Here is a 14,572-nt window from a genome sequence, read left to right as displayed (position 1 = left end):
ATTTGAAGATAACTGACTAGATGAACTTCAAAATAATGAGTAAAGCAAACTAGTCCAAATATCAAACGTTGAGCAAAGCAAACGAATCTACTCTCTAACAATAAGCAAACTAAGCTATCCAACTCCTAACAGCATGTAAAACGAACGATCTATTTTTTAACAGTGAGTAGAGAATGATCTAACATCTAACGGTGAATCAGTCTCATATCTAAAAATTACCCTAACCAACCATCCCGATCCAAACTTCGATATTGAATAGCTTCGGAGATATGATTGCCCTGGATGTGTTCACTTCCTTCAATATCAGCGATAGTTCGGGAAACTTTTAAAATTCGGTCGTATGCGCGGGCAGAGAGATTTAATTGTTCCATAGCATTTTTTAATAAGTTCTTAGAAGCCGTATCTAACTCACAATATTCTCTGATTTGTTTTACCCCCATTTGCGCATTGTAATGAATTTTTGGTAATTGTTCAAAACGCTTGGTTTGAATATCCCGGGCTTTAATCACTCGCTTTCTAATATCCACACTACTCTCTCCCTTTCGTTCTTCGCTTAATTTATCAAATGGTACGGGAGTGACTTCAATATGAATGTCAATACGATCTAACAACGGACCTGAAATTTTGCTTAAATACCGTTGCATCTCGGCAGGTGAGGAAGTAACTGGAGCATCCGGATCATTAAAATAGCCTCCCGGACTGGGGTTCATACTGGCAACCAACATAAAACTGGAAGGATAGGTGACCGTAAATTTTGCCCTGCTTATGGTTACTTCTCTATCTTCCAGAGGTTGGCGCATTACTTCCAGTACACTTCTTTTAAATTCCGGTAATTCGTCCAGAAACAAGACTCCGTTATGAGAAAGTGAGATTTCACCGGGTTGGGGATAAGCACCCCCTCCTACCAGAGCTACATCAGAAATCGTATGGTGGGGTGACCGGAAAGGCCGTTGTGCCATTAAGCCTACATTTTCTTTAATCCGTCCAACAACACTATGAATTTTAGTCGTTTCCAAAGCTTCATGCAAGGACATAGGGGGCAAAATGCTAGGTAGTCGTTTACTAATCATAGTTTTTCCGCTACCTGGGGGTCCTACCAGAATAATATTATGACCACCTGCTGCTGCAATCTCCATACAGCGTTTGATACTTTCCTGCCCCTTTACATCCGCGAAATCAAATTCAGGATGTGCTAATTCTTTATAGAATTCTTCCCTTGTATTTACAATAGTAGGATTTAGTTTATCTTTTTCATCAAAGAAGTCAATTACTTCTTTAATAGTTTCTACTCCATATACTTCAATACCATCTACAATAGCGGCTTCTTTTGCATTTTGTTTGGGTAAGATAAAACCTTTAAATCCTTCTTCTCTAGCTTTAATAGCAATAGGTAACGCCCCCTTAATAGGTTGTAAGCTACCATCCAGGGATAACTCTCCCATAATGAGGTAATCTTCAATACAAACTCCTTTGATTTGCGAACTTGCAGCGAGAATTCCAACGGCTAAGGTAAGATCATAAGCAGAACCTTCTTTACGGAGGTCCGCTGGTGCCATATTAATAGTAATTTTCTTCCCTGGCAGTTTATAACCATTGTTTTGTAATGCAGCTGCAATACGGAAACTACTTTCTTTAATAGCATTATCTGGTAATCCCACTAAGTGATATCCTATCCCTTTATCAATATTAACCTCAACAGTTATCGTAGTTGCTTCTACGCCAAAGACGGCACTTCCAAAAACCTTAATAAGCATACGTTCTTACTTTTCGTCAAAAGTAAATAATATGTTAAAGTTTTACTAATTAAATTTTAGATTTATAACGAAACTTAGCGCACCCTGAATACTTCTTGAATACTAATTGGTTTTCCGGTTGCTGTGAATCCGGAAAGATCTACTTCAAACATACCTTCATTATCTGAGGTATAAAACCAAATTGTATTTTCTTTTTCAGTCAATGAAACAGAAGGATCCCATAAAAGCTGATTTCTAAAATCAGGAATTCTATCCGTTGTCCTTTTTAATGAATCCGGATATTGCTGCCTGAAATATTTTTTGTCTTGTAAGGGCTTTGCTATTTCAGCTGTATATACATAATCCGCATTGATAGACTTAAAAAAATCTGCTTTAAAAGTCTCAATTTCCAACACACCAGAAAAAATTTCTGATCCTACCATAAATTTTTCTCTGATTATATTCACTTTATTAATCTTTGAGGCAGGATACTCCATTAATAATTCATGATCCTGAAGTAATAAACCATCTACAACGACCAATGTAGGAAACGAGTTAAAATTATTCACACCATCTTTTGACCTAATTTTAAATGATTTATTGCCGGAATTATCTTTACCTATCCATACGTTATCTATAATTTCTATCATAGTTTCAGGTACTGAAGGAAATCTGGTAAAATCATCCAGAACATATTCTATATCATATATTCCGTCAAGGGGAGAAACATCTATTGGATTTACCTGTATCGTATCCCTTTTTACTGAAAAATATCCGTTTTTTATCTGATTTTGCGTACTTCGATCTAAGATCATTTGCTCCATATCAGCATTTAAATAAAACTGATTGAATTGCAAGGAATCATAATTCACCTTAGGCTTAGGATAGAACTGCATAGCTACCTCAAATGACTTCTTTTCAGGTCCCATTACTTGCGTAATAATTTCATCTTGATCATATTTATTTTCGATATTTACCCAAAATGAACCTTTTTCGTCAGTATTTACGATTTTTAGTTCATAAGCTTTGCCCGGAAGGGAAACAGCAATATGTTTTTTATCTAAACTTTTTACATTCGCATCTTTACTTATAATCTTACCACTTATCAAGTTTCCTCTTAACTCCGGTATAATCATATCAGATTGCCAGGAGGTCAGATTTTTTTCCTTTTTTATCGTAGAATACCATAAGGAAGCAGAAGGTTTTGAAGCAGTTAGAACGGTGTCTATTTTACGAACAGAGATAGAATAGTTTCCTTTTTGAAAATCGTCAATTTCACTATTCAGTTTTAGAAGTACTTTTTCTCTTTTTGAAAAAGTACTATCTGAAATTTGTAAGGATGCGTATGAATTTTCGGAAGTTATATAATTAATCGGTAATTCTTTGGAAGTCGAAGATTCACCTTTAATTATAGGGGTATTCAGCGTATCTCTGTCCTTTGCAATCAAACTGTTTTGATTCCCCTGATAGGGATTTATAATCGTAATATCATTTTGAAATAAAAAATCCATTCCAAAATTTTTAGAAAGCTGTGTAAAACCGATAATTTTATAATTTCCCGAAGGTATGGAAGTAGGAATAAAATAATCTCCCTGTCCTACTCCGTTATTCATTTTAATTTTTTGGGTAAATAGTATACTTTTATCTTCATTTATTAATTCTACATAGGCTATTTTACTAAGAGAACTTAATTTTTTGGTTTGATTACTTAAACAATACATCTTGTAGTATATCGTTTCTCCAGGAAGAAAAAAAGTACTGTTTACATGCATAAAAATACGCTCTGCAGGAATATCAATATCTTCTGTGTTTGTATGTGAAGTATTTATTTGTTGTGCATAACAAAATTTGTTGCACAAAAGAACTATTAAACCGCACAATATTACATTTATATTTTGTTTCATTTTTATAACTGATTGACTATTAACTAATCTTCCCAAAAATCCGGTCTTATATTGGAACCAAATATCCTACAATCCGCACATCTATTAGGAACCATGATAGGTATTTGATTTATATTATATCCGTCACCAACCAAACTAGACGAACGAAAATATCTGAGCTCTGTGCTTCGCATAAAATTTTCTATGTTGGATAGTAATGCTGGTATTATATTACAAATTCGTGTGGGATTCTCTTCAATTTCAGTACGGAATACTTCTAAATTAGGATTATAGTTAATATTAGGGGTGCAACTAGTAATATAATCCGGTAAAGGTTCTTCCGGAAAGAAGTCCTTAAAGTTTATATAAATCCGTTTACTATTGACCGAAGAAATAGTAAATAGTCCTAACACCTGTTCATCCGAATTAACATCAGAAACTATATTACCTTCTATAAATCCGGGTTGTATTTGAGAAAATATATTTTCAGATTCTGAGAATTTATTGATCAATTCATAAAACCTATGGGTATCCCTGGATTGTGAGATCTGGATCACATTTATGCTATACCTATCTCTTAGCCTATAATCCCCCATCTCTACAAACCGTACTCTGAACCCTTCAACCTTATTGTTAATCTGATTTTCCGTATCCGTAAGAATAATACTATTTGATACTTCTGTCCGGTAACATATTCGATCTTCAAAATCTTTAGGTTTTAGATCAAATTCAATCCCTTGAATCTTCTGATTTATGTTAATACGGGGTTCTCCCGGAGGGATAATTAAAGAATTACTCCAGAAAGGAGACTCCAGGACAAAGGTTTCTTCGTATTCATACCTAAAGTATCCGGGTTGGTCTGAAAAACCTTCGCTATCTACAAATATCCCAATCCCCTCAAAATCGTTATCGGTAATAGTTCTTTCTGAATATACTCTTTCCAGAGATGCTGGAGGTTCTACGTTTACAAAGTCAGAACGGTAACTCCTTCCGTCCGTAGTGCTAATTTGCAGTTGGTAGGTCCTGTCTTGTGAAGGACTAAAGGCTTCTTCACTTTTATATATTCCCGGGGATGCTTCTAAAAAGGTAAAAGCACGCTGCGAATCGTCTACTACTTTTACATCAGCTCCTACTTCTTTTACTGCCAGAGAATCTTCAAAACGATAACTTCTGGATATTCGTATCTCCTGTTCTTTCATCTCATCAGTTAGTAATGCCTCTATAACTATAAGATCTTCGTATCCTTCGGTTTCCAGAGGAATGGTTTCTATACATCCTTTTAGGATAAAAGATAAAAGAACTATCAAGATATATTTATATTTTATACATATTTTTTTTATCCTCTTCATTGTTATAGCTTATACTACAAATTCTTCATTAATCTTCCCAAAAATCCGGTCTTATATTGGAACCAAATATCCTACAATCCGCACATTCATTAGGAACCATGATAGGTATATTACTTATCACAAATCTTGGCATAGGTTGTTCGTCAACTAAGGCAGAAGTAAAAAAGTATCTAAGCTCTGTACTTCTCATAAAAAATTCTATATTGCCTAGTATAGCGGTTAGAAGATTGTCTAAATCAGATGGGGTTTCTTCAATTTCCATACTAATTACCGGTAAATTAGGACGATAATTAGTATCAGGAGTACAACTGGCAATATAATCCGGTAAGGGTGCTTCCGGAAAAAAATCCTTAAAATTTAGAAAAATTCGTTTGCTACTGACCGAAGAAATAGTAAAAAGTCCCAACACCTGTTCATCCGAATTAGAATCAGAAACTATATTACCTTCTATAAACCCGGGTTGTATTTGAGAGAAAATATTTTCAGATGCTGAAAAATTGTTTAGTAATTCGTAAAACCTATACGTATCTCTGGATTGTGAGATCTGGGTTACGTTTATGCTAAACCTATCTCTCAGCCTATAATCCCCCATCTCTACAAAGCGTACCCTGAAGCCTTCAACATTATTATTAGTCTGATTTTCCGTATCCGTAAGTATAAGACTATTGGATGCCTCGGTGCGGTAACATATTCGATCTTCAAAATCTTTAGGTTTCAGATCAAATTCAATACTTTGTACCTTTTTACTTATATCAATACTAGGTTCATTAGGGGGAACAATTAAAAAACGGCTCCAAAAAGGAGACTCCAGGACAAAGGTTTCTTCGTATTCATACCTAAAGTATCCCGGTTGGTCTGAAAAACCTTCGCTATCTACAAATATCCCAATCCCCTCAAAATCGTTATCGGTAATAGTTCTTTCGGCATACACTCTTTCTAGAGATGCCGGAGGTTCTACGTTTACAAAGTCAGAACGGTAACTCCGTCCGTCCGTAGTGCTAATTTGCAATTGGTAAGTCCTGTCTTGTGAAGGACTAAAAGCTTCTGTACTTTTATATATTCCCGGGGATGCTTCTAAAAAGGTAAAAGTACGCTGGGCATCATCAACTACTCTTACCTCTGCCCCGGTTTCTTTTACGGCTAAAGAATCTTCAAACCGATAGCTTCTGGATATTTGTATCTCCTGTTCTTTAAACTCATCGGTTAGCAATGCTTCTATAACAATAATATCTTCATATCCTTCGGTTTCCAAGGGAACCGTTTCAATACATCCCTTCAGAAAAATGGATAAAAGCGTCATAACACTGTATCTAAATATAATATGTATTCTTTTTATCTTTTTCATTTTTAAAACTTAAAACTATAAGCTAATCTTCCCAAAAATCCGGTTTTATAGTGGAACCAAAAATCCGGCAATCCGCACATCGATTAGGAACCATGATAGGTATATTATTTATAAGATATCTTGTTCCGGACTCTAACTGACCAGTTAGGCTTGAAGTAAAAAAGTACCTAAGCTCTGTATCTCTCATATCCTTTTGCGTTCTTACTACCATAAAAGCTATTATTCTACCTGCATCTAGTTGATTTTCTTCAATTTCTTCGCGAATCGCTGCCAAATTAGGGTTATAGTTAATGTTGCGTACACAAACACCTATATAATCCGGCAAAGGTGCTTCCGGAAAAAAATCTTCAAAATCTAAAAAAATTCGTTTCTTACTAATTGAAGAAATAGAAAATAGTCCTAAAACCTGCTCATTAGAATCAGTATCAGCATCTATATTACCTTCTATAAACCCAGTTTGTATTTGAGAAAAGATGTTCTCGGATTCTGAGAACTTATCTAGTAATTCGTAAAATCTATGGGTGTCCCTGGATTGTGATATTTGAGTTACGTTAATACTATACCTATCTCTTAACCTGTAATCTCCCATCTCTACAAATCGTACTCTAAACCCCCTAACTTTATTATTGAACTGATTCTCAGTATCTGTAAAAATCAAGCTATTAGATACTTCTGTCCGATAACATATTCTGTCTTCAAAATCTTTAGGTTTTAGGTCAAATTCAAAATTATACAATAATATTTCAAATTCAGTAATTGATGGAAGTTCTCCTGGCGGAACAATTAAAGAACGGTTCCAAAAAGGAGATTCCAATAAAAAAGTTTCTTCGTATTCATACCTAAAGTAGCCCGGTTGATCCGAAAAACCGTCACTATCTACAAATATTCCAATTCCCTCAAAGCCATCATCTGTAACAGTTCTTTCTGCATACACCTTTTCTAGAGATGCCGGAGGTTCCGGTTTTACAAAGTCAGAACGGTAACTCCTTCCGTCTGTAGTGCTAATTTGCAATTGGTAGGTTCTATCTTGTGAAGGGCTAAAGGCTTCTTCACTTTTATATATTCCCGGGGATGCTTCTAAAAAGGTAAAAGTACGTTGGGCATCATCAACTACTCTTACCTCTGCCCCGGTTTCTTTTACGGCTAAAGAATCTTCAAACCGATAGCTTCTGGATATTTGTATCTCCTGTTCTTTAAACTCATCGGTTAGCAATGCTTCTATAACAATAATATCTTCATATCCTTCAGTTTCCAAGGGAACTGTTTCAATACATCCCTTCAGAAAAAAAGATAAAAGCGTTATAACACTGTATCTAAATATAATATGTATTCTTTTTATCTTTTTCATTTTTAAAACTTAAAACTATAAGCTAATCTTCCCAAAAATCCGGTTTTATAGTGGAACCAAAGATCCGGCAATCCGCACATCGATTAGGAACCATGATAGGTATATTATTTATAAGATATCTTGTTCCGGACTCTAACTGACCAGTCAGGCTTGAAGTAAAAAAGTACCTAAGCTCCGTATCTCTCATATCCTTTTGCGTTCTTACTACCATAAAAGCTATTATTCTACCTGCATCTAGTTGATTTTCTTCGATTTCTTCGCGAATTGCTGCCAAATTAGGGTTGTAGTTAATGTTGCGTATACAGCCACCAATATAATCCGGCAAAGGTGCTTCCGGAAAAAAATCTTTAAAATCTAAAAAAATTCGTTTGCTACTAACTGAAGAAATAGAAAATAGTCCTAAAACCTGCTCATTAGAATCAGTATCAGCATCTATATTACCTTCTATAAATCCCGTTTGTATTTGAGAAAAGATGTTCTCGGATTCTGAGAACTTATCTAGTAATTCGTAAAATCTATGGGTGTCCCTTGATTGTGATATTTGAGTTACGTTAATACTATACCTATCTCTTAACCTGTAATCCCTCTTCTCTATAAATCGGGTTCTGAAGCCTTTAACCCTATTATTAGCCTGATTCTCAGTATCTGTAAAAATCAAGCTATTAGATACTTCTGTCCGATAACATATCCTGTCTTCAAAATCTTTAGGTTTTAGGTCAAATTCAAAATTATACAATAATATTTCAAATTCAGTAATCGATGGAAGTTCTGCCGGAGGAACAATTAAAGAACGGTTCCAAAAAGGAGATTCCAGTAAAAAAGTTTCTTCGTATTCATACCTAAAGTAGCCCGGTTGATCCAAAAAACCGTCACTATCTACAAATATCCCAATCCCCTCAAAACCATCATCTGTAACAGTCCTTTCTGCATAAACTTTTTCTAGAGATGCCGGAGGTTCTGGTTTTACAAAGTCAGAACGGTAACTCCTTCCGTCTGTAGTGCTAATTTGCAATTGATAGGTTCTGTCTTGTAAAGGGCTAAAAGCTTCCTCGCTTTTATATATTCCCGGGGATACTTCTAAAAAGGTAAAAGTACCTTGGGCATCATCTACTACTTTGACATCCGCACCGGTCTCTTTTACGGCTAAAGAATCTTCAAACCGATAACTTCTGGATATTTGTATCTCCTGTTCTTTAAATTCATCTGTTAGCAAAGCTTCTATCACGATTAAGTTTTCATACCCTTCAGTTTCCAGGGGAACGGTTTCGATACATCCATTAAAAAATAAGGAGAGCATAGCTATAACACAGTATGTAATTATAATATGTGTGCTTTCCGTTTTTTTCACCTTTAAAACTTAAAATTATAAGTAATAGTAGGGATAGGTATGGCAAAAATTGAGCTTTGTAAAGCTTTAACTTCACCATTCTCAGTAACAAAGAATAAAGAATACGGATTGTTTCTACCCAACACATTATAAACCGAAATACTCCAGAAACTATGGGCTAGTTTTTTCAATTTATGGTTTCCTTCAATATTAAAGCCTAAATCCAATCGATAAAAATCCGGGATTCTGAATTCATTACGCTCACTAAAGACGGTAAAAGTGGAATTTCCAAAATCAAACTGCCCAACCGGATACGTAATCGGCCTTCCTGTCTGATATACAAAATTAGCCGAAAAACTAAACCTCTTAGTAAATTTATAATTCGCCACCATACTAATGTCATGGGGTTTATCAAAGTTAGTCGGAAAAAACGCTCCGTTATTTATCCGGTCTTCTCTAAACTCACTATCTACTTTAATCATTGACCGCGAGTAAGTGTATCCCAACCAACCGTTTAGTTTACCTATTTGTTTTCTAAATAAAACCTCTACCCCATAAGCCCTTCCGTCTCCCTGCAAGGTTTGGGTCTCTATATTTTCCTGTAAAATAATATCCGCACCAGTTCTAAAATCCAGAAGATTCTGAGAACTTTTATAAAAACCTTCGATGCTTGCCTCGTATCCTTTTCCTAGATTGCTAAAAAGACCTAACGAATATTGTTGAGACTGTTGAGGTTGTATGTTGAGATCAGAAAGTTTCCAGGTGTCTACGGGAGAAATAGTCGTATTATTGGATAGTAGATGTATATATTGATAAGAATTATTAAACCCCGCCTTTAACGATAGATCAGGAGTTAATAAATACCTGGCAGAAATCCTAAATTCCGGCCCACCGTAGGTTTCTACGACTTCATTGTTGCCAAATTCTCTTTCTTCAATAACACTACTATCATTTCTGGGAACACCTTCCTGATAAATTCGCTGAGTTCTTCTTCCTAATACGTTAAATACGGAAAAACGAATTCCTGTGTCTAATTCTAATTTATCGTTAATACTAAATTTATAAGATACAAATGCCGAAGATTCTAATGCTTTTTCCCTGGGAATTTCAATTCTTTCAATATCAGATTCGGCTCCTTTCGGTTCAATAGTACCGGGATTTGCCGAATATAATTTACTGGATAATCCGTACGTAAAATCACCAGATTCATTCCAGGAGTGATCCATTTTCAACTTTAATTCGCTTTCTAAAATCTTATACCCCAGGTCAAAATTATTATTAGCCTCTCCGTCAAAAGCAATATCAAATTCATATTGACTTGAAGAGAACAGAACACTTCCTTTTTTCTGATCATTAAAACGATGATTCCATTTAATTGATCCTAATGCATTGCTATAAGTGTACAGCGAATCAGAAGAAACACTAAAATTATCTTTGCTAAAGTACGCAGTGGCTTTTATATCATTTTTGTCATTAATTTTATGTGTATAATTAGCAATAACATCATAAAAAGAGGCTTCACTATTTTGTATAGAAGGTTCATCTAAAGAGTTAAGAATCCAATTTGCATAAGCACTTCTACCCCCTATGACCAGGGAGGATTTTTCTTTGACAATAGGAATATCCAGTTTAAGGTTACCGGTTACCGGACCAATAGCTCCTTCACCGCCAAACTTATTTACATTGCCATTTTTTGTTTTCATATCAAATACTGAGGATAACCTACCTCCGAATTCTGCGGGTATATTGCCTTTATAAATCGTGAAATCACCTAAAACATAAGGATTTACTGCGGAGAAAATACCAAAAAAATGTTGTGAATTATAGATAACCGCTTCATCGAGCATAATAAGGTTTTGATCAGCTCTTCCTCCTCTCACATTAACTCCGCCAGATCCCTCTCCGGCAGTAGATATACCTGGTAAGGTAGTAGCTACCTTTAAAACATCTCTTTCGCCTAATACTAACGGTATGTTTTTGGATTCCTCTACATCAATATTTTCCGTACCCGTAATAACTTCTTCTACCTTATCGACAACCCCGCCCCTCAATACTACTGCATCTAGCAACTCTATTTTTTCTGATACTTCTAGGTTATAAGAACCCGTTCCATACATAACTACATTTACCTTTTGCTTTTCGTATTGGAGTGATTTAGTTTCTACTACATTAAGCCCTCGTTGAAGATTAAGGGTATAAAAACCATTTGCATCTGTTTGAGTGGCGATATCTCCATTATTAGCAGTTACCGTTAATCCGCGAACCGGTTGATTATTTTTTACATCCCTCACGTACCCTGATAAAGTAACGCTTGATGTACTTTCTGATGTATTTTCCTTTCCAATTTTTACAATTTTAGTTTTACTAGGGTTAGATTGTTTTTCGGTATTTTGAAAAATAGGAATTACCGTTTTCTTTTTCTTTACTATATTAGTTTCTTCTTCCTGACCGAAAAAACCTTTAGGAAGTTTATCATATACAATACTATTAGGAAGTATATAGATATTATCTTCTTGAATGTAATAGTTTAGACTTGTTTCCTCTAAAAGATCTTTTAAAATATTATCTACTGCTTCATTTTGATATGATCTTGCCGCTATTTTTTTTTCAACCCAAGAATCCAAAAAGTAAAAGCGATAAGAAGATTGAGACTCTATAGCTAGGAGTACCTCCCGAATGCTTGATTCTTCATAACTCAGCGATAATTGATCTTTTATTTTTTCTTGTGCCGATGAAATGATCGAGCAAATCATCAATAATGTAAAAATAATTTTTATTTTTTTACTTATTTTCAATGGTATATGTGCTTTTATTTTCTTCGTCTATCAATACTTTTACTCTATTTAGCAGGTACGTAAAAAGTTCTTGATTTGACGATAACTCAGAATTTCCTTTCTTAATAGATTTCAGTTCTTTTTTATACGCTTTAAAAAGATTAAGAATATTTTTTCTGGATTTAATTTCATAATACATCCCATTATGTTCCAACATAAACTTCGTCTTTTCTCTAAATTTTATAAAGGCGCTTTTATTTTCTATTTTCCGGAATACAGTCTTTTTATAACTTTTATAAAAGGAAAAATGCTTGTTCTCCAGAAGTACCTCAAAAATTCCTTTTGTAGTATTTATAGGGAGGTTTGTATTATCTAATTTTTTAAACCTGTAGGGACCTAAGGTAAATTTTGAAATTCTATTTTCATTTAGTACTAAAATGTTTCTGCCTGACGAAGTTTTTAAGGAAATAACAAGTTGTCCTTCGACAATGTTGTACTTCATTTGTTGATGATAATATTTTTGACCTCCATAAGTAACAGATCCGTCAAAAAAATCATAGGATTTAAAAAACGCATGGTTATCTTCCTGCATTACATATTTTTGTATGTAATAAACACCTTTATACAAATTTGTATTTTCTACACCTACAACTTCATCATGTTGTATGTACAATGAAGCTTCATCAACTTCATTCTGACTGAAAAGAGTACAGGAGATACTAAGAAGAAATAAAAATAATTTTATATTGTAGGTACTGGCACTGCTCAAAATAACTTTAATTAAAAATATATTATAGGTTTTAAGAATTATAAAAGTTTTTCAATGGAGCAGTTAAAAAACTTATATGCACTTTATATTTAATTCCATTAATGTCCGGTAAAGATTCAGGATCGCTATCGCTTCTAGAATCAAGAATCAAGACTAATTATTATAATTTTGAAAATCAATATTATAAAATTATCCATGTCCAAAAACAAATTACTTTTAAAAAGCAACCTCTAACTACTTTAAAGTTTGGAATTGCCATATTTTACTATGCTTCATAAGCAATTATATACTTTAACCGGACGCCAACAATTCAATTATATAAAGATAGGTTTATAAGTAAAGGTAATTCATTTTTATAGATAAGGCAATCCCTTATCTTATTTTTTATTGTAGCTTCAATCTTCCGGAGTGTTTATTATGGCACTTAAAAGTTGAAAAATTGGTATACCAAATGGGATATAATTTCTCTTTTAAAATCTAATTGAAGCCTTGATTTAAACTTTAAAAATTTTTGAAGAGGTTATCTTAAAGGTTTATCTCATCGTTTTTAGATAAAGTGAAAAAAGTAACAAGCTAATTTTTAAATAATTAAACATAAACAAATTACCTAATACGACAGCACAGTAATTAGATTACTTTTCATACATTCTATCAGTTTTATGGTAAAAATCTTTAACTAAGTTTTAGATGGTCTTTATAGTACTGTTTCTTTCTCTTTTTGAAACAATTTTTTATTTAAAAACCGGAGAGTGGCTATTTTATCTTTGGTAGGAACTAATAACGAAATATTATTATCACTACCCCCGTAAGAAATCATTCGTACCGAAATATGGTTAAGAATTTCAAATAGCTTATACGATTTTTGATCTTTAATTACAGACTCTCCTACAATACAAATAATACTGTATTGTTCTTCTACCGTTATTTCTGCATAAGTCTCGATCTCTGCCACTATCTGATCTAAAAATTCTGTGTTATCGATGGTCAATGAAATGGCAATTTCTGAAGTGGTAATCATATCTATTGAAGTGGCATATCGGTCAAAAACTTCAAAAATTTGTTTTAAATATCCGTGTGCCATCAACATACGATTAGATTTGATCTTGATTGCTGTAATATTATCTTTTGCAGAAATGGCTTTTAAACCTTTTTGATGTACTCGGTCAGAAATGACGGTTCCGGTTGCTCCGGGGTCAAACGTATTTTTTAAAAGTACCGGGATATCTTTATCAACTACCGGAGATACGGTTTGCGGATGTAAAATTTTTGCCCCAAAATAAGCAAGTTCTGCTGCTTCGTTATAGGTCAAGTGTGCGATAGGATTAGTATCATCTACATATCTCGGATCATTATTATGTAACCCGTCAATATCTGTCCATATTTGTACTTCGCTTGCATTTACGGCTGCTCCGATAATAGTTGCTGTATAATCACTACCGCCTCGCTTCAACGTACTAATTTGTCCTAAATGATCTCTACAAACAAAACCTTGCGTGATGATAAGAGAAGGTTCTTCGCTTTTAAGAATTTTCTTAAATCTTTGAGCTACCAAATTAATATTAGGGCTATCTGTATTTTCAACAAACATAAAATCTTTTGCTGGCACCAGCGTGTTCACCACTCCTTCGGCATTTAAATAACCGGAAAAGATATAGGTCAATAAAGTTTCTCCATAAGTAACAATTTGTGCTTCTATACTTTCTGAAAATTGACGGTGACACAGATCAAAAATTTCATTAATCATAAAGGATAAATGGTCATATAATTCCATTTTTACAGATTCATCCTTAATTAAAGAATCAATGACTTCTCTATGTTTAGTTTCTAACTGACTGGTAATAGTATTTACCCCTTCATCATCTTTAAGACGAGCATATTGAGTTAATTTGACTAAAATATCCGTAACCCCTGACATAGCGGAACAGACTACTATTTTGTCATCCTTTTCTATAGTTAGAATATCCTTTATTCTTTGTAGATTTTTAACTGAACCAACGGAAGTACCACCAAACTTTAAAACTTTCACTTTTATCAATTTTAGAAT

9 protein-coding genes are annotated in these 14,572 nt (G+C 34.0%); all 9 read right to left on the bottom strand.

All coding sequences use genetic code 11. The annotated features are described in order from the left end of the window. Nucleotides 1–215 precede the first annotated feature (215 nt). The 9 genes from NBT05_RS12620 to NBT05_RS12580 all read right to left on the bottom strand — a co-directional run bounded on the left by NBT05_RS12620 (nucleotide 216) and on the right by NBT05_RS12580 (nucleotide 14,554). Nucleotides 216–1,754: a YifB family Mg chelatase-like AAA ATPase gene (locus tag NBT05_RS12620; protein WP_265770210.1), complete on the bottom strand. Its 1,539-nt coding sequence runs from the start codon at nucleotides 1,752–1,754 to the stop codon at nucleotides 216–218. Nucleotides 1,755–1,828: 74 nt separating this feature from the next. Beyond that, nucleotides 1,829–3,637, bottom strand: a complete 1,809-nt coding sequence (locus tag NBT05_RS12615; protein ID WP_265770209.1) for a hypothetical protein — start codon at nucleotides 3,635–3,637, stop codon at nucleotides 1,829–1,831. Nucleotides 3,638–3,660: 23 nt separating this feature from the next. Continuing rightward, nucleotides 3,661–4,965, bottom strand: a complete 1,305-nt coding sequence (locus NBT05_RS12610; protein ID WP_265770208.1) for a DUF4249 domain-containing protein — start codon at nucleotides 4,963–4,965, stop codon at nucleotides 3,661–3,663. Between the two features lie 28 nt (nucleotides 4,966–4,993). After that, on the bottom strand, nucleotides 4,994–6,310 hold the full coding sequence (locus tag NBT05_RS12605) for a DUF4249 domain-containing protein (RefSeq protein WP_265770207.1): 1,317 nt from the start codon (nucleotides 6,308–6,310) through the stop codon (nucleotides 4,994–4,996). 22 nt (nucleotides 6,311–6,332) lie between these two features. Then, nucleotides 6,333–7,658 carry a DUF4249 domain-containing protein gene (locus NBT05_RS12600; protein WP_265770206.1) on the bottom strand — a complete coding sequence of 442 codons (1,326 nt, stop codon included), beginning with the start codon at nucleotides 7,656–7,658 and terminating at the stop codon, nucleotides 6,333–6,335. Nucleotides 7,659–7,680: 22 nt separating this feature from the next. Then, complete coding sequence (locus NBT05_RS12595) at nucleotides 7,681–8,955, bottom strand: DUF4249 domain-containing protein (protein ID WP_265770205.1); 1,275 nt, start codon at nucleotides 8,953–8,955, stop codon at nucleotides 7,681–7,683. 53 nt (nucleotides 8,956–9,008) lie between these two features. Next, nucleotides 9,009–11,738 carry a TonB-dependent receptor gene (locus tag NBT05_RS12590; RefSeq protein WP_265770204.1) on the bottom strand — a complete coding sequence of 910 codons (2,730 nt, stop codon included), beginning with the start codon at nucleotides 11,736–11,738 and terminating at the stop codon, nucleotides 9,009–9,011. A gap of 28 nt (nucleotides 11,739–11,766) precedes the next feature. Beyond that, nucleotides 11,767–12,528: a hypothetical protein gene (locus NBT05_RS12585; protein WP_265770203.1), complete on the bottom strand. Its 762-nt coding sequence runs from the start codon at nucleotides 12,526–12,528 to the stop codon at nucleotides 11,767–11,769. A gap of 694 nt (nucleotides 12,529–13,222) precedes the next feature. Further along, nucleotides 13,223–14,554, bottom strand: coding sequence for an aspartate kinase (locus NBT05_RS12580; protein WP_265770202.1), 1,332 nt, complete (start codon nucleotides 14,552–14,554; stop codon nucleotides 13,223–13,225). Nucleotides 14,555–14,572 lie beyond the last annotated feature (18 nt).

Source organism: Aquimarina sp. ERC-38, from assembly GCF_026222555.1.
Lineage (GTDB): Bacteria > Bacteroidota > Bacteroidia > Flavobacteriales > Flavobacteriaceae > Aquimarina.
Note: the sequence above shows the minus strand (reverse complement) of the source record. Positions and strands in the feature narration are given on the sequence as shown.